Origin of the sequence: Saccharopolyspora erythraea (assembly GCF_018141105.1) — a bacterium.
Lineage (GTDB): Bacteria > Actinomycetota > Actinomycetes > Mycobacteriales > Pseudonocardiaceae > Saccharopolyspora_D > Saccharopolyspora_D erythraea_A.
This window is the reverse complement of record NZ_CP054839.1, coordinates 4,448,437-4,466,495: the sequence shown is the minus strand read 5'-3', so window position 1 is coordinate 4,466,495 and position 18,059 is coordinate 4,448,437. Positions and strand designations below refer to the sequence as shown.

Annotated in this window: 16 protein-coding genes; 8 read left to right on the top strand and 8 right to left on the bottom strand. The window is 72.6% G+C overall.

Features of this window, described 5'->3' with window-relative positions:
* Nucleotides 1-2: 2 nt before the first annotated feature.
* On the bottom strand, nt 3-725 hold the full coding sequence (locus HUO13_RS19995; protein ID WP_211896651.1) for an MgtC/SapB family protein: 723 nt from the start codon (nt 723-725) through the stop codon (nt 3-5).
* Nucleotides 726-982: 257 nt separating this feature from the next.
* On the opposite strand from HUO13_RS19995, the gene HUO13_RS19990 reads away from it, so the two are divergent.
* Nucleotides 983-1,234, top strand: coding sequence for a VOC family protein (locus tag HUO13_RS19990; RefSeq protein WP_249123882.1), 252 nt, complete (start codon nt 983-985; stop codon nt 1,232-1,234).
* 13 nt (nt 1,235-1,247) lie between these two features.
* On the opposite strand, the gene HUO13_RS19985 is transcribed toward HUO13_RS19990, so the two are convergent.
* From HUO13_RS19985 to HUO13_RS19955, 7 genes are all read right to left on the bottom strand, one after another.
* Nucleotides 1,248-1,844 (bottom strand): class I SAM-dependent methyltransferase, encoded by a 597-nt coding sequence (locus tag HUO13_RS19985; RefSeq protein ID WP_211896650.1) that lies wholly within the window; start codon nt 1,842-1,844, stop codon nt 1,248-1,250.
* A gap of 33 nt (nt 1,845-1,877) precedes the next feature.
* Nucleotides 1,878-2,858 (bottom strand): VWA domain-containing protein, encoded by a 981-nt coding sequence (locus HUO13_RS19980; protein WP_211903008.1) that lies wholly within the window; start codon nt 2,856-2,858, stop codon nt 1,878-1,880.
* 2 nt (nt 2,859-2,860) lie between these two features.
* Nucleotides 2,861-3,808, bottom strand: a complete 948-nt coding sequence (locus HUO13_RS19975) for a DUF58 domain-containing protein (RefSeq protein ID WP_211896649.1) — start codon at nt 3,806-3,808, stop codon at nt 2,861-2,863.
* A gap of 14 nt (nt 3,809-3,822) precedes the next feature.
* On the bottom strand, nt 3,823-4,989 hold the full coding sequence (locus HUO13_RS19970; RefSeq protein WP_211896648.1) for an AAA family ATPase: 1,167 nt from the start codon (nt 4,987-4,989) through the stop codon (nt 3,823-3,825).
* 513 nt (nt 4,990-5,502) lie between these two features.
* Nucleotides 5,503-6,072: a molybdenum cofactor guanylyltransferase gene (mobA, locus tag HUO13_RS19965; RefSeq protein ID WP_211896647.1), complete on the bottom strand. Its 570-nt coding sequence runs from the start codon at nt 6,070-6,072 to the stop codon at nt 5,503-5,505.
* 71 nt (nt 6,073-6,143) lie between these two features.
* The gene (locus tag HUO13_RS19960; protein ID WP_211896646.1) at nt 6,144-7,394 is read right to left on the bottom strand and encodes an NlpC/P60 family protein; all 1,251 of its coding nucleotides are present in this window, start codon (nt 7,392-7,394) and stop codon (nt 6,144-6,146) included.
* Between the two features lie 172 nt (nt 7,395-7,566).
* Entirely contained in the window at nt 7,567-8,346 is a 780-nt protein-coding gene (locus HUO13_RS19955) for an SIR2 family NAD-dependent protein deacylase (RefSeq protein ID WP_211903007.1), read from the bottom strand.
* Between the two features lie 228 nt (nt 8,347-8,574).
* Here HUO13_RS19955 and HUO13_RS19950 point away from each other — a divergent pair, with 228 nt between their 5' ends.
* The 7 genes from HUO13_RS19950 to HUO13_RS19920 are packed head-to-tail and all read left to right on the top strand — an operon-like array spanning nt 8,575 to nt 18,056.
* Entirely contained in the window at nt 8,575-9,966 is a 1,392-nt protein-coding gene (locus HUO13_RS19950) for a nitrate/nitrite transporter (protein WP_211896645.1), read from the top strand.
* Nucleotides 9,959-12,028: a molybdopterin oxidoreductase family protein gene (locus HUO13_RS19945; protein WP_211896644.1), complete on the top strand. Its 2,070-nt coding sequence runs from the start codon at nt 9,959-9,961 to the stop codon at nt 12,026-12,028. The genes HUO13_RS19950 and HUO13_RS19945 overlap by 8 nt, the downstream gene beginning before the upstream one ends.
* Nucleotides 12,025-13,407, top strand: coding sequence for an FAD-dependent oxidoreductase (locus HUO13_RS19940; protein ID WP_211896643.1), 1,383 nt, complete (start codon nt 12,025-12,027; stop codon nt 13,405-13,407). The genes HUO13_RS19945 and HUO13_RS19940 overlap by 4 nt, the downstream gene beginning before the upstream one ends.
* On the top strand, nt 13,404-15,914 hold the full coding sequence (gene nirB, locus HUO13_RS19935) for a nitrite reductase large subunit NirB (protein WP_211896642.1): 2,511 nt from the start codon (nt 13,404-13,406) through the stop codon (nt 15,912-15,914). The genes HUO13_RS19940 and nirB overlap by 4 nt, the downstream gene beginning before the upstream one ends.
* Complete coding sequence (nirD, locus tag HUO13_RS19930) at nt 15,911-16,234, top strand: nitrite reductase small subunit NirD (protein ID WP_211896641.1); 324 nt, start codon at nt 15,911-15,913, stop codon at nt 16,232-16,234. The genes nirB and nirD overlap by 4 nt, the downstream gene beginning before the upstream one ends.
* The gene (locus tag HUO13_RS19925) at nt 16,231-17,388 is read left to right on the top strand and encodes a uroporphyrinogen-III synthase (protein WP_211896640.1); all 1,158 of its coding nucleotides are present in this window, start codon (nt 16,231-16,233) and stop codon (nt 17,386-17,388) included. The genes nirD and HUO13_RS19925 overlap by 4 nt, the downstream gene beginning before the upstream one ends.
* Nucleotides 17,367-18,056, top strand: a complete 690-nt coding sequence (locus tag HUO13_RS19920; RefSeq protein ID WP_211896639.1) for a sirohydrochlorin chelatase — start codon at nt 17,367-17,369, stop codon at nt 18,054-18,056. The genes HUO13_RS19925 and HUO13_RS19920 overlap by 22 nt, the downstream gene beginning before the upstream one ends.
* The last annotated feature ends 3 nt before the right edge of the window (nt 18,057-18,059 follow it).

The following is an 18,059-nucleotide window of genomic DNA, read 5'->3' as shown; positions in this document are numbered from 1 at the left end:
GCTCAGAAGCCGGCCTCCACCGACTCCCCCGCCGCCGCGTGCAACACCCCCGGCAGCACACCCACCTCACCGACCAGCGACGACACCGGCTCCTTGCCGCTCACCCGGATCGCCACCACCGCCACCCGCTGCTGCTGGTCGTCGGTGTCCTCCCGCTCCACCTCCAGATCCAGCACCCGCCAGCCCCGGCTCGTGCACAAGGTCAGCACGCTGCGCAGCACGCCGTGCCCGTCGAGGTAGCCGATCCGCATCACCTGCGGCTCCCGCAACGACCGCCGCACCAGCCGCAGCAACCGCGGATAGCCCAGCACCACCGCGAAATGCGCCGCCGTCGTCGCCGCCGCCAGCAGGAACAGCCCACCACCGCAGGCCATCCCCACCGCGGCCACCACCCACACCGTCGCCGCCGTCGTCAGCCCCCGCACCGCATCCCGCCGCACGAAGATCAGCCCACCACCGATGAAACCGATCCCCGAAACGATCTGCGCCGCCACCCGCGACGGGTCGAACGACACCCGGTCGAACACCAGCAGATCCCCGAACGCGTACTTCGACACCAGCATGAACACCGCCGCACCCACACCGACCAGCGCATGCGTGCGCATCCCGGCACTCTTCGCCCGGATCTCCCGCTCCAGCCCGATCAGGCTCGACAGCAGCAGCGCCGCACCCAGCTCCACCAGCAGGGGCACCTCGCGAAACCCGGAGACCACGGCGTCAGGCATCCCCGCAACGTAACCCCGCCACCGAGGACACGACAATCAGCCGCCGCCCACCGCCGATGAGTCATCCACCACGCAACACCCGGAAAACCACTACACAATGGACAACCAGAACCACACCGGACAGCATGGCCGGACACGGACACACGAGGAGCCGACATGCCCATCCAACACCTGCTGGCCGTCGTCCCGGTGTCCGACATCGACACCGCCGAACCCTGGTACGAGCGCCTGTTCGACCGCCCCCCCACAACCGCCCCATGGACGGACTCGTCGAATGGCGGATCACCACCAACGGCTGGGTCCAGGTCTACCGCGACCCCACCCGCGCGGGCACCGCCCTGCTCAACTTCGCCGTCGACGACCTCGACCGGCACCGCACTGCACTCGACAGCCGCGGCCTGACCACCGGACCCGTCGAAACAGCCAGCAAGGACGTCCGGCTCTCCACCATCACCGACCCCGACGGCAACCGGATCACCTTCATCGGCAACTTCCGCACCGACTACTGACCCGGAACGGACCTCACCGCGGCCGGCGAGCCAGGTACACCAGCGCCGGCGGCACGTTGCGCCACACCGTCCGGCTGATCACCGTCTCCTCGAACGTCGCCCGCAGATCCCGCAACTGCCGCCGCGCAGGCGGCGCCCACCGCGTCCAGGTGTAGGCGAACTGCGTGAACGCCCCCTCCGGCACCAGCACATCAGCCACCAACCGCACCAGCGGCACCCCGTCCACCGCAGTGTGCGCAGCCCACGGCAGACCGCTGACAACCACATCCGCCCGCAACCCGCGCTCGGCCAACAGCTCCGGCAGCGCACGCGCGTCCGCGCACACCGTCTCCACATCCGGGAACCGCCGCCCGAGATCAGCCGCCCACCGGGCGTTGAGCTCCAACGCCAGATGACGACCACGACCACCCAACCGCTGCTGGATCGCCGCGGTGAACGCACCCGTCCCCGGCCCCAGCTCCACCACCACCGGCTCACCACGACCCGGCACCGGAGCCACCATCTGATCGGCGAGGAACCGCGAACTCGGCCCCACCGCCGCCGTCGTCGTCGGCGACTTCACGAACTCGCGCAGGAACTCCGCAGCGCCCGCAGGACCCGAACCGCGCACGGTCGACCACTCCCGGGTGTGTCGAGGCAGTGTCTAAGGAAGCCGGCGGCCCAGGAACAGACCCACCCCGGCCGCCACGATCGCGGCAAGAGTACCCAGCACCAACCACGGCTTGCTGGCATCTGTGTGCTTGATCTCGTAGCCGATCTGCTCCCCGAGCGTCGCGTAGACCTCCCGCAGCTGCTCGGCACTGGCCGCCTTGTGGAACTCCCCGCCCGACAACCGCGCGATCTCCTGCATCGCCTCGTCGTCGACCTCGACGAACTCCTGCTCACCCTCGATCTCGATGCTGCCGTGCTTGGTGCCGAACGAGATCGTCGAGATCGGGATGTTGGCCTTCTTCGCCTCCTGCGCCTTGGTGTAGGCACCCCGCGGCGCGTCCAGCTCCCTCGGAATCGTCTGACCGCCATCGGCCATCAGCACGATCCGCGCGGGCGGCGCACCCGACGGACCACCCACCATCTTCCCGAACGAGTCGATCGCCGACATCGCCGCGTTGATCCCGTCACCGGTCGCCGTCGCCTCCGACAACTTCAGGTTGTCGATGGCCTGCTTCACGCTCGCCCGGTCGGTCGTCGGCATCACCAGCACCGTCGCGGTACCCGCGAACGACACCAGACCCAGGTTGATACCCGGCGTCAGCTGGTCGGCGAACTCCTTGGCCGCCACCTTGGCCGCCTCCAACCGGTTCGGCTCCACATCGGTGGCCTTCATCGACAACGACACGTCCACCGTCAGCATCACCGTCGCCCGGTTGCGCGGAATCCGCTGCTCGGCCGTCGGCCCCGCCAACGCCACCGTCAGCAGGATCAACGCCACACCCAGCAACGCCGCGGGCACGTGCTTGGACCACCCCTGGCCCTTGCCCGCCACCCGGTCCAGCACCTCCAGATTGCTGAACCGCAGCGTGTCCTTGCGCCGCCGGCGCTGCGCCCACAGGTAGCCACCGACCAGACCGACGACGACCACCAGCAGCAGGAACCACCACGGGGCCGCGAAGCCCGACAAACTCAACATCAAGCCGCTCCCCCGGACCAACCCCGCTTGCGCGCCACCACGAACCGCACGACATCAGCGATCCAGTCCGAGTCCGTCCGCAACACCAGGTGCGCACAGCCCGCACGCCGCAGCGCAGCCGCCACCTCCTCGCGGTGCGCCGCCGCCGCGGCGGCGAACTCCTTGCGCAACACCGGCGTCGTCCGCACCTCTCGTTGCTTGCCCGTCTCCGGATCCGACAGCAGAACCGTGCCCACATCCGGCAGCTCCACATCCCGGGGATCGAGCACCTCGATCGCCAGCAGCGAATGCCGGGTACCCAGCCCCCGCAACGCCCGCTGCCACTCCAACGGCCCCAGGAAGTCCGAGATCACCACCGCCAGCCCGCGCCTGCGCGGCGGACGCCGCAGCGACTCCACCAACCGCGCCAGATCACCACGCGTGCCCTCCTCGGCCCGCGGCATCTCCACGACCTTCTTCAGCAACGCCCGCGCATACGCCGAACCACCACGCGCCGGCATCCGCGCCAGCCGCTCGCCGTTGTCGATCACGGCACCGATCCGGTTGCCGCCACCGCTGGTCAGGTGCGTCACCGCCGCCAGACCGGCCACCGCCAGCTCGCGCTTGTCGCACGCCGCCGAACCGAAGTCCAAGCTCGGCGACAGGTCCAGCGCCACCCACGTCTCCAGCTCCCGATCGGCGACCGTCTGCCGGATGTGCGGCTCGTTCATCCGCGCCGTGACCGCCCAGTCCATCCGGCGCACGTCGTCACCGGGCTGGTAGATCCGCGCCTCCCCCGGCTCGGTGCCGGGACCCGGCACCAGACCCAGGTGGTTGCCCTGAAGGAGCCCGTCGAGCCTGCCTCGCACGGTCAGCTCCAGCGACTTCAACGCGGCCTGCAACCGCCCGCTGTCCAGCGACGGCGGCGCCCAGCTGGGTCGCCCCTCGTCGCGGGCTGCCCCCGGCACGACCTGCCCTCCCCTCACTGGTGCTGGGTCGGACCGAGCGGCCCCTGCCCGTAGGCGGGCCCGCCACCGGGCGGCGGCACGTGACCGGGACCCGACGGCCCCTGCGCGTGCGCCCCCACCGGCGCGGGCGGACCGCCCTGCGGACGCGCGGAGACCTGCGGCAGCGGCACGGTCTGCAGCACCCGGTTCACGATGTGGTCGACCGGGATGCCGTCGGCCAGCGCGTCGTAGGACAGCACCAGGCGGTGCCGCAACACGTCGGGCACCACGTCCACCACGTCCTGCGGCAGCACGTAGTCGCGGCCGCGCACCAGCGCCAGGGCCCGCCCCGCGGCCACGATGCCCAGGCTGGCGCGGGGCGAGGCGCCGTAGGAGACCCAGCCCGCGATGTCGGAGAGCCCGTGGTCGTTGGGCGTCCGGGTCGCCAGCACCAGACGCACGACGTAGTCGACCAGCGCGTGGTGCACGAACACCTTCGAGGCGACGCCCTGCAACCTGGTCAGCTCGTCGGGGTCCAGCACCGGGTTCGGCTCCGGCGAGGCCACGCCCATCCGGTAGACGATCTCCCGCTCCTCCTCGGCCGAGGGGTACTCGACCTGCAGCTTGAACAGGAACCGGTCGCGCTGCGCCTCCGGCAGCGGGTAGACGCCCTCGTTCTCGATCGGGTTCTGGGTGGCCAGCACCAGGAACGGGTTCGGCATCGGGAAGCTCTCGCCGCCGATGGACACGTGGCGCTCGGCCATCACCTCCAGCAGCGCGGACTGCACCTTGGCCGGGGCGCGGTTGATCTCGTCGGCGAGCACGAAGTTGGCCAGCACCGGTCCCAGCTCGACGTCGAAGCGCTCGCTGCCCTGCCGGTAGATCCGGGTGCCGAGGATGTCGGCCGGCACCAGGTCGGGGGTGAACTGCAGCCGCGAGAAGGAACCGCCGACGACCCTGGCGAAGGTCTCCACCGCGAGGGTCTTGGCCACGCCGGGCACGCCTTCGAGCAGGATGTGGCCCTTGGCGAGCAGCCCCACCAGCACCCGCTCGACGAGCCGGTCCTGGCCGACGATCACCCGCTTGACCTCGAAGACGGTGCGCTCCAGCAGCTGCGCGTCGCGCGCGGGCGTGTTCACCTGCTCCGAGGCGCGAGCCGGCGCTCCCGCGGTCCCGCCCTCACCGTTGCCGGGCTCGGTCACTTCTGCAGCCTCCTGTTCTCGCCCGCGTCGTCGGCCCACGCACGGGCACCTCCGTCCGGCCGGTACGGCCGACCAAGATCCTGGCACGCCACCGCCCCGCCCACGCGCGGGGGCAACAGCCCGACCTCAGCCAATCGCACGGCCGGTGTGACCACTGTGAAGAACGCACGCCGCATCGGCACGGCGACCGGCGGGCCGGCAGCAACAGCGCCGATGGCCCACTCGCGCTCGATGGGCAGCCCGCCCAATCCCCGCCTGTCGGGTCCGGCCTCCGTCCTCGCCAGTCTGTTCGTCTTCCGCTCAGGCGATTCGTTTCGGTCTTCACTGAAATCACAGTCGTAATTCACTCGAAGAAGGCATCTTTTCCCAGGCCAAAGGCCCGTGGAACCGTGATCACCACGGCCGTGGTGATCACGGTTGGAGACTTGTGGTGATCACGGGCGTGGTGCCCAGGCGCATCCAGGCCGCGGCGACGCCGGTTCCGGCGTCAGGCCGGGCCCGCCCCAGGCCGGGTCAGGAACGGGTGCGGGTCCGGGCCCGGTGCAGGTCCTCGGGCGTGTCCACGTCCGACGCCTCGGCGCCGAGCGCGGGAACGAGCACCGGTCCCAACTCCTTGAACACCGCTCGCGCGGAAAGGTTGCGCACCTGCGCGGGCATCGCCGCGCGCAGGGCCGGCACCCGCCACACCCCCAGCAGCCACTGCGGCATGCCGTCGGCGTCGGTGAGCACCGCACCGTCCGCCGAGCCGATGGCGCCGAGCAGCCGCTCGACGGTCGCCGAGGTCAGATGCGGCTGATCACCTGCGAGCACGGCGACCAGCTCGACGCGCTCGGGCAACACGTGCAAACCCGCGCTCAGACCGGCCAGCGGTCCTCCGCCGGGCGGGTCCTCGCGTGCCCAGACCACCTCGGCCGCGGTGGCTCGGCGCGGCCCGACCACCACGAGCGGGTCGGCCTCCGCGACCGCGTCCAGCGTGCGGTCCAGCATCGAGCGGCCGCCGACGGCGAGGCCGAGCTTGTCCACTCCGCCGAGCCGCCGCGCGCTCCCACCGGCCAGCACCACCGCAGCGAACGCCAACGTCATGCCGCTGATGCTCGCAGCATCGCGGAAGCAGTGCCCAGCCCGGTCACGACAGCCCGGTCACGACGGCGCGGTCAGAACATCCGGACCGCGAACGGGGCGATGCCGCCGTAGCGGACGTCGGTGACGCGCACCCGGGCACCCGAGTACGGCGCCTCGACCATCCTGCCCCCGCCGAGGTAGAGCGCGACGTGGTGCGTGCTGGCACCGTCCTGCCAGAAGATCATGTCGCCGCGGCGCATCCTGTCCAGCGGAATCTTGCGCCCGGACTCGTACTGGTAGCCGCTGTAGTGGTCGAGCTCGACGCCGACCGCGGCGAACGCGTAGAGCATGAGGCCGGAGCAGTCGAAACCGACCTTGGCGAAGTCGCCGTTGGCGTCGGCCACGCCGCCGTCGCGGATGCCCTTGGTGGGGCCCGACGCGTTCCCGCCGCCCCACGCGTAGATCACGCCGAGCTGGGAAAGCGCCCGGCGGATCACCGCCTCCACCTTCGGGTCCGCCGTCTCGCCGTCGGCGTAGCCCTCCCCCAGCGCCATCCCGAGCGAAGCGGACCACCCGGCGTGCGCACCGAGCCGCCCGGCGAGTCCGGACGTCTGCGCCCGCGCGTCAACCAACTGCGCCTCGACGGCGGTCCGGTCGGCCACCAGCCGCTCCACCAGGCCCAGGTGCCTGGCCTGGGCCTGGATCGCGGTCCGCTCCGCGGCCTCGGCGGCGCGGCGCGCCCGCTCTGCGGCCGCCCGCTTGCGCTCGGCGTCGGCCGCCGCCCCGCGGGCCAGCGAGTCGCGGTTCACCTTGTCCGCCCGGACTCGTTCGAGGCGTTCCAGCACGCCCAGCTCCGAGCGGCTGATCACGTCGAGGAACTCCGCGCGGGCCAGCAACTCCTCCGGACTCCCGGTGCCCGCGAAGGCGGTCACCGAGCCGAGCGCGCTGCCCTGCCGGTAGCTGCTCGCGGCGAACTCGTCGATCCTGCGGCGCTGGCGCTCGATCCGCTCCGCGGCGGCGTCGGCCTCGGCCCGGGCGACCGCCGCCGCCCGCCGGGCATCGCGCGCGGCGCGCTCGGCGCGGGCCAGGTCGACCCGCGCCTTGTTGGCGTCCTCCATCTTGACCTCGACCTCGGCCGCCAGAGCCACCAGCTTGGCGTCGGCCGCCGCGAGCGTGCTGGCCAGCTCCCCCACCCGGCCCGCTTCCGATGTGGCCGCGGGCGGGCCGGGCGGAGGTTGTTCGGGGGCGGCCGCGGCGGGGCCGGGAACGGCCAGCACGAAGGCGGTCACCGCGGTGAGGACTCCGGCGCCGGCTCTGCTGGTCGCGCGGGACAGCTGCACCACGGCCACCTCCTCCTGCCGCCCTCGACGCGCCTGTTCGTACGAGGCGGCGAGCTGACTGGAGTCTCACCGCTCGGGGTGCAAGCTGCCACTTTTGCAACGGGAAGGCTCACACGTCCCACGTACAACACACCGGCGCGTCAGCCGGTGGTGGAAGGCGGCCGGCGGTGGCCGGTCAGCTCCAGGTGCTGGGGTCGCCCCAGGTCCGAAGGGGTCGCCGCGCGTCGTCCGAGGCGACGGCGGCCAGTTCCGGCAACACCTCGATCAGGGGACCCCGCAGGACGGCCGCGGCGAGGTCGTCGTAGGGGGTCGGTTCGGCGTTGCAGATGACCAGGTCGGCACCCGCCTTGGCGGCCAGCTCGGCGAACCCGGCGGCCGGGTACACCGTCAGCGAGGTGCCCGCGGCCAGGAACAGGTCGCAGTCCAGCGCGGCGCGGCGCCCCTCGCGGACGACGTCAGGGTCGAGCGCCTGCCCGAACGACACCGTGGTCGACTTGATGATGCCCCCGCAGGCTCGGCACGGCGGGTCCTCCTCGCCCTCGGCCACCCGTTCCAGCGCCGCCTTCATGGACCCGGTCGAACCGCAGTCCATGCACACCGTGCCGAACATCGAGCCGTGCAGCTCCAGCACCTTCTCCCCCGGCAGACCGGCGCGCTGGTGCAGCTCGTCGATGTTCTGGGTGAGCAGGACTCCGAGCCTGCCGGAGCCGGCGAGGTCGGCGAAGGCCCGGTGCGCGGCATTGGGCTCGGCGCTCCACGCCGGGTGCCGTGCCCGGTTCCGCCACGCCTGCCTGCGGACCTCGGGGTCGCCCAGGTAGCTGTCGATGTCGCTGAGCCGCTGGGCCTGCGGGTTCCTGGTCCACACCCCGTTGGGTCCCCGGAAGTCGGGGATGCCGGAGGCCGTCGAGACCCCGGCCCCGGTGAGGGCGGTGATCCGCCGTGCCGCGCCGAACAGCTCCCGCGCCCGCCGCCACTCCGCGGCGGCGTCGCCACCTCGTCCTGTCACCCCTCCACCGTCCCACACCCGTCGCCCGGCGCGGCGGGCGTGACCTGCGTCGCACGCCTCACACAGGCGGTCGCCGATCTTGTGAAGGCCGCTTTGCATCTCGGTAACGCGAGCGGCCGGTCCTGGAAACACCCCGTTCCTAAGGTCGGCCCAGCACGACGCGAGGAGGTACGCCAGGTGAGCACGACACGTTCCCCCGGAGCCGGTTCCAGACGCTGGATCGAGGGCTGGGACCCCGAGAACGAGGAGTTCTGGGAGCGCGAGGGCAAGTACGTGGCCCGCCGCAACCTGTGGCTGTCCATCCTGTCCGAGCACATCGGATTCTCCGTCTGGAGCATCTGGTCGGTCATGGTGCTGTTCATGTCGCCGGCCATCGGCCTGGGCTTCTCGCCGAGCGAGAAGTTCCTGCTGGTGACCACGCCCGCGGCGGTCGGCGCGCTGCTGCGGATCCCCTACAGCCAGGGCATCACCCGCTTCGGCGGTCGGAACTGGACGATCTTCTCCACCTCGATCCTGCTGGTGCCGACGGGACTGACGTTCTGGTTCGTGCAGCAGCCCGGGACGCCGCTGTGGGTGTTCCTGGTGATCGGCGCCCTGACCGGCGTCGGGGGCGGGAACTTCGCGTCCTCGATGACCAACATCACGACCTTCTTCCCGCAGCGCCACCAGGGCTGGGCGCTGGGGCTCAACGCAGGCGGCGGCAACATCGGGGTCGCGGTGATCCAGGTGGTCGGACTGCTCGTGATCGCGACGGTCGGCAGCACCAGCCCCGCCTACATCGCCGGCCTGTACCTGCCGCTGATCGTGGTCGCGGCCCTGCTCGCCGCACTGCGCATGGACAACGTCGACGCCGTCCGCCGGGAACCGGGAATGCTGCGCGCCGCCGCGGGCAACAAGCACACCTGGTGGATCTCGTTCCTCTACATCGGCACGTTCGGCTCGTTCATCGGATACGGCTTCGCGTTCGGCCTGGTACTGCAGAACCAGTTCGACTTCACCCCGCTGCAGGCGGCGACCTACACCTTCATCGGCCCGCTGCTCGGCTCGCTGTCGCGGCCCGTGGGCGGCTGGATGTCGGACCGCTGGGGCGGCGAGCGCGTGACGCTGTGGAACTTCATCGGCATGGCCGCGGGCACCGGGATGCTGCTGGTGGCCTCGTCGGTCGACTCGTTCCCGCTGTACCTGGGTTCGTTCGTGGTGCTGTTCGTGCTCACCGGCATCGGCAACGGCTCGGTGTACAAGATGATCCCGGCGGTGTTCGCCCGGCAGGCCGAGCAGACCATCACCGAGGGCGGCGACGCGGTCGAGGCTTTCGCCTGGGTCCGCAGGTTCTCCGGGACCGTGATGGGCATCGCCGGCGCGGTCGGCGCGCTCGGCGGGGTGTTCATCAACCTCACCTTCCGCGCCTCCTTCGGCGGTGCCGCAGCGAGCGGGGACGCCGCGCTGCTCACCTTCCTCGCCTTCTACGCGGCGTGCGTGGTCGTCACCTGGGCGGTGTACCTGCGTGGCGCGGCCGCCCGGGAGGCGTCGGCGACCCGGCTCCCGGCCAAGGTCGGCGCCGATGCCTGAGCTCCGCACCGTGGCGACTCACTGCCCGTACTGCGCCCTGCAATGCGGCACCCGGCTCTCCCGCGAACGCGCGGGTGTGACCGTGCGGCCGTCGGACTTCCCGGTCAACAACGGCGGGCTTTGCCAGAAGGGCTGGACCGCGCCGGCGCTGCTGGACACCCCCGACCGGCTGCGCAACCCGATGGTGCGCGGCACCGACGGCAGCCTCACCGCGGTCGACTGGGACACCGCGCTCGACGTGGTCGCCGGTGGGCTGCGGCGGATCCGGGACGAGCACGGACCGGACGCGGTCGGCGTCTTCGGCGGTGGCGGACTGACCAACGAGAAGGCCTACCTGCTGGGCAAGTTCGCCCGGCTCGCGCTGCGCACCAGCCAGATCGACTACAACGGCCGGTTCTGCATGTCGTCGGCCGCCGCGGCGGGCACGGCCGCCTTCGGCCTCGACCGCGGGCTGCCGTTCCCGGTCACCGACCTGGCCTCGGCCGACGTGGTGCTGCTGGCGGGGGCGAACCCGGCCGAGACCATGCCGCCGCTGATGCAGCACCTGCGGCAGGCGGAGCTGGTCGTCATCGACCCCCGCACCACCGCGACCGCCGAACAGGCCGCGCTGCACCTGCAGCCCGCTCCCGGCACCGACCTGGCGCTGGTGCTCGGGCTGCTGCACGTCGCGGTCGTCGACGGCTGGATCGACACCGACTACGTCCGCACCCGCACGACCGGCTTCGACGCCGCGTGGCAGCGGGCGCTGGCATGGTGGCCGGAGCGGGTCGAGCGGGTCACCGGTGTCGCGGTCAGCGCGCAGCGCACCGCGGTCCGCATGCTCGCGGAGGCCGGCCGCGCCTACGTGCTGACCGGTCGCGGCGCCGAGCAGCACAGCAAGGGCGTCGACACCGTCGCGGGCTTCGTCAACCTCGCGCTGGCGCTGGGCCTGCCCGGGACGGAGGGCAGCGGCTACGGCTGCCTGACCGGGCAGGGCAACGGGCAGGGCGGCCGGGAGCATGGCCAGAAGGCCGACCAGCTCCCCGGCTACCGGATGATCACCGACCCGGCGGCGCGAGAGCACGTCGCCGGCGTCTGGGGAGTGCCGCCGGAGTCGCTGCCGGGCCCCGGCCGCAGCGCGTACGAGCTGCTCGACGCCCTCGGCACCGACGGCGGTCCGCGTGCGCTGCTGGTGTTCGGGTCCAACCCTGCGGTCTCGGCACCCAACGCGGGCCACATCACCGAGCGGCTGTCCTCTTTGGACCTGCTGGTGGTGGCCGACTTCGTGCCGTCGGAGACCGCGCGGATGGCCGACGTGGTGCTGCCGGTGACCCAGTGGGCCGAGGAGGACGGCACCATGACCAACCTGGAGGGACGCGTCCTGCGCCGCCGCAGGCTGCAGGTCCCCCCGAGGCATGCGCGCAGCGACCTGGAGGTGCTGCACGGCCTGGCCACCCGCCTCGGTGAACCCGGCCACCGCTACCCCACCTCGCCGCGCGAGGTCTTCGACGAGCTGCGCCGCGCCTCGCGCGGTGGCCGCGCCGACTACTCCGGCATCAGCTACGAGCGCCTCGACAACGGCGAGGCCCTGCACTGGCCGTGCCCCGGCCCCGAGCACCCGGGCACCCCGCGGCTGTTCCTCGACGGCTTCGCGCACCCCGACGGCCGGGCGCGGTTCGGCGCGGTCGACCACCGCGACCCCGCCGAGACGCCGAGCGAGGACTACCCGCTGCGCGCCACCACGGGACGAGTCCTGGCCCAGTACCAGTCCGGCGCGCAGACCCGCCGGGTCCCCGACCTCAACGCCGCGGCACCGGAGTCGTTCGTGGAGATCCACCCCGACACCGCCGACCGGGCCGGGCTCAGCGACGGCGGTCTCGCCCGCGTCAGCTCGGCTCGCGGGCACACCGTGGCGCGCGTCCGCCTGGTCGGAACCATGCGCACCGACACGGTTTTCCTGCCCTTCCACTTCCCCGACCAGGCGCGGGCCAACCTCATCACCGGCGACGCGCTCGACCCGCGCAGCCGGATGCCCGAGTTCAAGGTCAGCGCCGTGCGCATCCAGCCGGAGGTGACCCGATGAGCCGCATCGTCGTCGTCGGCAACGGCCCCGCCGCGCACCGCTTCACCGAGCGGATGCGCCACCACGGTCACAGCGGGCCGATCACCGTGCTCGGCGCGGAGGGCCACGCCGCCTACAACCGCGTGCTGCTCGGCTCGGTGCTCGACGGCTCGCTCACCGCCGACGGCATCGCGCTGCCCCCGCTCGACGCCGACGTCCGGCTCGGGGTGAGCGCCACCGGCATCGACCGCGCCGGACGCGAGGTGCACACCGACACCGACGGTCCCCACCACTACGACGAGCTGGTCCTGGCCACCGGGGCGCGCCCGCGCCTACCCGACGTCCCCGGGCTGCGCGACTGCGGGAACGTCCGCACCCTGCGCACCCTCGCCGACTGCGCCGAGCTCCCCCGCGGGCGGGTCGCGGTGCTGGGCGGCGGGATCCTCGGCGTCGAGGCGGCGCGCGCGCTCGCCGGTCGTGGTGCCGAGGTCGTCCTGGTGCACCCGGGCAGGTATCCGATGGACCGCCAGCTCGACGCCACCGCGGGCAAGCTGCTCGCCGAACGGCTCGGCACGCTCGGCGTGGAGGCGCGGCTCGAGCGCAAGGCGGTCGAACGGCAGCCGGGCAAGCTCGTCCTCGACGACGGCGAGGTCCTGCCGGCCGACGAGGTCGTGGTCTGCGCAGGTGTCGAACCCGAGACCGGGCTCGCGCGGCGCGCCGGGCTGCGGGTCGAGCACGGCGTCGTGGTCGACGACGGCATGGCCACCAGCGACCCGAACGTCCACGCCATCGGCGACTGCGCCGAACACGGCGGAACGGTGTCCGGGCTCGTCGCCTCCGCCTGGGAGCAGGCCGAGGCGCTGGCTCAGCGGCTGACCGGTGCGCGCAGCCGGTACCGCGGCACCAAGACCGTCACACGGCTGAAGGCCCGCGGCATCGACCTGGTCTCGATCGGTTCCCGCGAAGCGCTGGCCAGCCTCGACGCCGAAGTCGTCACGCTGTCCGACCCGGCGCGCGGCCGCTACGCGCGGATCGCGCTGGCCGACGAACGCGTCGCGGGCGCGGTCCTGTTCGGCTTCCCGCAGGCGATCGCCTCGGTGACCCAGCTGCACGACGGCGACCTGCCGGTCCCGTCGGACCGGCTCGGTCTGCTGCTCGGCACGGCGGCGGCCACCCGCACGACCCCGGTCGAGCTGCCCGACGACGCCGTGGTCTGCCGCTGCAACAACGTCACGAAGAAGGCGCTGACCACCGCATGGCAGGGCGGAGCGCGCAGCGTGGCCGACATCGCCCAGGCCACTCGCGCGACCACCGGCTGCGGTGGCTGCGCCGACGACGTCCGCCGCATCTGCGGCTCACTACGCACCCGCACCGAAGAACAACAGGAGGGCGCCGCATGACCCGCACCCTGATCGTCGTCGGCCACGGCATGGTCGGTCACCGCCTCGTGGAGGAGGTCCGGGCTCGCGACGCGGCCGGGACCTGGCGGATCGTCGTGCTCGGCGAGGAGTCGCGCCCGGCCTACGACCGCGTCGCGCTGTCGTCCTACCTGGACGGCAAGAGCGCCGAGGACCTGAGCCTGGTCACCCACGAGTTCCTCGACGACCCGCTGGTCGACCTGCGGCTGGACACCGGCGCGGCGTCCGTCGACCGGCACGCCAGGACGGTGTCCACGACCGACGGCGCGGTGCTCGGCTACGACGCGCTGGTGCTGGCCACCGGATCGCGCCCGTTCGTCCCGCCGGTGCCCGGCCACGACCTCGACGGCTGCTTCGTCTACCGGACACTGGACGACCTGGACGAGATCCGCGACGCCGCGACCGAGGGCAAGCCCGGCGTGGTGATCGGCGGCGGTCTGCTCGGGCTGGAGGCGGCCAACGCGCTGCGGCTGCTCGGGATGCACCCGCACGTGGTCGAGATGGCACCGCGGCTGATGCCGTTGCAGGTCGACGAGGGCGGCGGGCAGGTGCTGTCGCGCCTGGTCGGCGACCTCGGGCTCACCGTGCACTGCGGCGCCGCGACGCAGTCCGTCGACGCCGACGAGCAGGGCCGGGTGCGCGGCGTGACGCTGGCCGACGGCACCACCATCGACACCGACGTGGTGGTGTTCTCCGCCGGCGTGCGGCCGCGCGACGAGCTCGCCGAACCGGCCGGGCTGGAGCGGGCCGAGCGCGGCGGGATCCTGGTCGACGACCGGTGCCGCACCAGCGACGAGCACATCTACGCCGTCGGCGAGTGCGCCGCGGTCGAGGGACGCTGCTACGGGCTGGTCGCGCCCGGTTACACGATGGCCGAAGTGGTCGCCGGACAGCTCGTGGACGCCGCCGGTGACGGCTTCCCGGGTGCCGACATGTCCACCAAGCTCAAGCTGCTCGGCGTCGACGTGGCCAGCTTCGGCGACGCCCACGGCACGACCGGGGGCGCGCTGGAGGTCGTCTACGCCAACAACGCGGCGGGCACCTACGCCAAGCTCGTGCTCAGCGACGACGCGCAGGTGCTGCTCGGCGGGGTGCTCGTCGGCGACGCCGGCGCCTACTCGGTGCTGCGGCCGCTGGTCGGGCGCGAGCTGCCCGCGCCGCCCGAGCAGCTCCTGCTGCCCGCGGGCAGCGGCGTCGACGCCGGCGCGCTGCCGGGCGATGCGATCGTCTGCTCCTGCAACAACGTGTCCAAACAGGACATCACCACCGCCATCACCGAGCAGGAGCTCACCGACGTCGCCGCCGTCAAGGGCTGCACCAAGGCGGGCACCAGCTGCGGCTCGTGCGTGCCGATGCTGAAGAACCTGCTCTCCGAATGCGGCGTCAGCACCTCCAACGCGCTGTGCGAGCACTTCCCGCAGTCCCGCTCGGAGCTGTTCGAGATCGTGCACGCCACCGGCATCCAGACCTTCTCGGAGCTGATCGGCAGGCACGGCAGCGGACGCGGGTGCGACATCTGCAAGCCGGCCGTGGCCTCGATCCTGGCCAGCCTCGGCCGCGGCCACGTCCTCGACGGCGAGCACGCCGGCCTGCAGGACACCAACGACCGGTTCCTGGCCAACCTCCAGCGCAACGGCACGTACTCGGTGGTGCCCAGGATCCCCGGCGGCGAGATCACCCCGGACAAGCTCATCACGATCGGCGAGGTCGCCAGGGACTTCGGCCTCTACACCAAGATCACCGGCGGTCAGCGCATCGACATGTTCGGCGCGCGGGTGGAGCAGCTGCCCGAGATCTGGCGGCGGCTGGTCGACGCCGGTTTCGAGTCCGGCCACGCCTACGGCAAGGCGCTGCGCACCGTGAAGTCCTGCGTCGGCAACGACTGGTGCCGCTACGGCGTGCAGGACTCGGTGGCCATGGCCATCCGGCTGGAGCTGCGCTACCGGGGCCTGCGCTCGCCGCACAAGCTCAAGTCCGGGGTGTCGGGTTGCGCGCGGGAGTGCGCCGAGGCCCGCTCGAAGGACTTCGGCGTGATCGCCACCGACAAGGGCTGGAACCTCTACGTCGGCGGCAACGGCGGGTTCACCCCGCGCCACGCCGAGCTGCTGGCCGCCGACCTCGACGACGACGGCCTGGTGCGGCTCATCGACCGGTTCCTCATGTTCTACGTGCGCACCGCCGACCGCCTGCAGCGCACCTCGGCCTGGATCGAGTCGCTCGAAGGCGGGCTGGAGCACGTGCGCGAGGTCGTGGTCGAGGACTCGCTGGGCATCGCCGCCGACCTGGAGGCGGCGATGGCCGCACACGTCGGCAACTACAGCGACGAGTGGGCCGGCGTGCTGCGCGACCCGCACAAGCTCGCGCGGTTCGTGTCGTTCGTCAACGCCCCGGACGCACCCGACCCGACCATCAGCTTCACCGAGGAGCGCGGGCAGATCCGCCCGGTCTCCCTCCCCATGCCGTCGATCCGACAGGAGGTCCGAGCGTGAAGTGGCAGCAGATCTGCGCGTACGAGTCGCTGAGCCCCGAGTACGGGGTGCCCGCGCTGCTGGGTGAGCACCCGGTCGCGTTGTTCCGCACCGGTGACGGCGAGCTGTTCGCCGTCGGCAACGTCGACCCGTACTGCGGTGCGGGCGTCATCAGCCGCGGCATCGTCGGCGACCGCGAGGGCGAGCCCACCGTCGCCTCCCCGATGCTCAAGCAGGTGTTCTCGCTGCGGACCGGCGAGTGCCTGGACGACCCCGGCACGCGGCTGCCGACGTTCGCGGTGCGCCGCAAGGACGACGTGGTGGAGATCGGGCTTCCGTGACCGCCTCGCTCGAACTGGCCGGGTTCACCGTCGGGGTGACCTCGGCCCGCCGCGCCGACGAGCTCGGCACCCTCCTCGAACGCCGCGGAGCGCGGGTGCTGCACGGCCCCGCGCTGCGCATCGTGCCGCTGGCCGACGACACCGAGCTGCGGCGCGCGACCGAGGAGTGCATCCAGGCACCACCCGACGTGGTGGTCGCCACGACGGGCATCGGCTTCCGCGGCTGGGCCGAGGCCGCCGAGGGCTGGGGCGTCGGCGAAGACCTGCGGAGCGCGCTGCACGGCGCGCGGATGCTGGCGCGCGGGCCGAAGGCCAGGGGCGCGATGCGCGCGGCGGGTCTGCCCGACCCCTGGTCACCGGAGTCGGAGTCCTCCGCGGGGGTGCTCGAGATGCTGCTCTCCGAGCCGCTGGCCGGACGGCGCGTCGCGGTGCAGCTGCACGGCAGACCGCTGCCGGAGTTCACCGCGGCGCTGCGCGCGGCGGGCGCGCACGTCGTGGAGCTGCCGGTCTACCGGTGGTCGGCGCCGACCGACGTGACCGGTCTGGAGAACCTGCTCGACGCCGCATGCGCGCACGAGCTCGACGCGGTCACCTTCACCAGCGCGCCCGCGGCGGGCAATCTGCTGGCGCTCGCGGGCGAACGAGGCCGCCTGGACCGCCTCGTGTCGGCGTTGCGCGGACCGGTGCTCGCGGCGTGCGTGGGACCGGCGACCGCCGCGCCGCTGGCCGAGCACCGCATCGCCGTGGTGATGCCGGAGCGCTACCGCCTCGGCGGACTGGTGCGCGCGCTGTGCGAGTCGTTGCCCGCACGGGCGCGTGTGCTGCCCGTCGCCGGGCGCCGGTTGCAGCTGCGAGGCCACGCGGCGGTGGTCGACGGCCAGCTCAAACCGCTCTCCCCCAGCGCGAAAACACTGCTGCGCGCTCTGATGGAGCAGCCCGGCCGGGTCATCGCGCGCCGCGACCTGGCCGGAACCCTCAACGCGGGCCAGCCCGCGCAACGCGCGCTCGACGAGCACGCCGTCGAACAGGCCATCGCCCGGTTGCGCGCCTCGCTCGGCGCGCCCGAGCTCGTGCAGACCGTGATCAAGCGCGGATACCGGATTCCGCTGGAGCCGACGGAGGACCAAGCACCATGCGCCCGACCGCGACCGTGAACACACCGCTGCTGCTGGTGGCCCACGGCACCAGGAACCCTTGCGGTCCCCGCGAAATCGACCGCATCGCGCAGGCAGCGCGCGAGGTCCTCGACGTACCGGTGCACGTGGCCTACGTCGACGTCATCGGACCGACAGTGGGCGAGGCACTGCGCGCCGTCGGCGGCCCGGCCGTCGTGCTGCCTGCGTTCCTGGCAGCCGGGTACCACGTCCGCACCGACCTGCCCGAGCAGCTCGGACCCGATGCCGAGGTGGCCGTCTGCCCTCCGTTGGGGCCCGCACCGGAACTCGCCGAGGCGATGCTCGACCGGCTCCGGGACGCCGGATGGCGGCGCGGCGACCGCGTGCTGTTCTCCGCCGCGGGTTCCTCCGACGCACGTGCACTCGACGACGTGCGCACCGCCGCGCAGCTGCTCGGCCGCCGGTGCGGTCAGCGGCTGCGACCCAGCTACGTCACCACGGCGCGCCCGCTGACCGCCGAGCTGTGCGGCGATGGCGCGCGCACGTTCGTCGCGCCGTACCTGCTGGCGCCGGGTCTATTCCACCGGACGCTCGCGGAGCTGCCGGTCGCGGGTGTCGCCGAACCGATCGGCGCGCATCCCCGCGTCGTCGAACTCGTCGCCCGCCGCTACCGCAACGCATTGGAACGCGACGCCAGCGCCGCATGACCG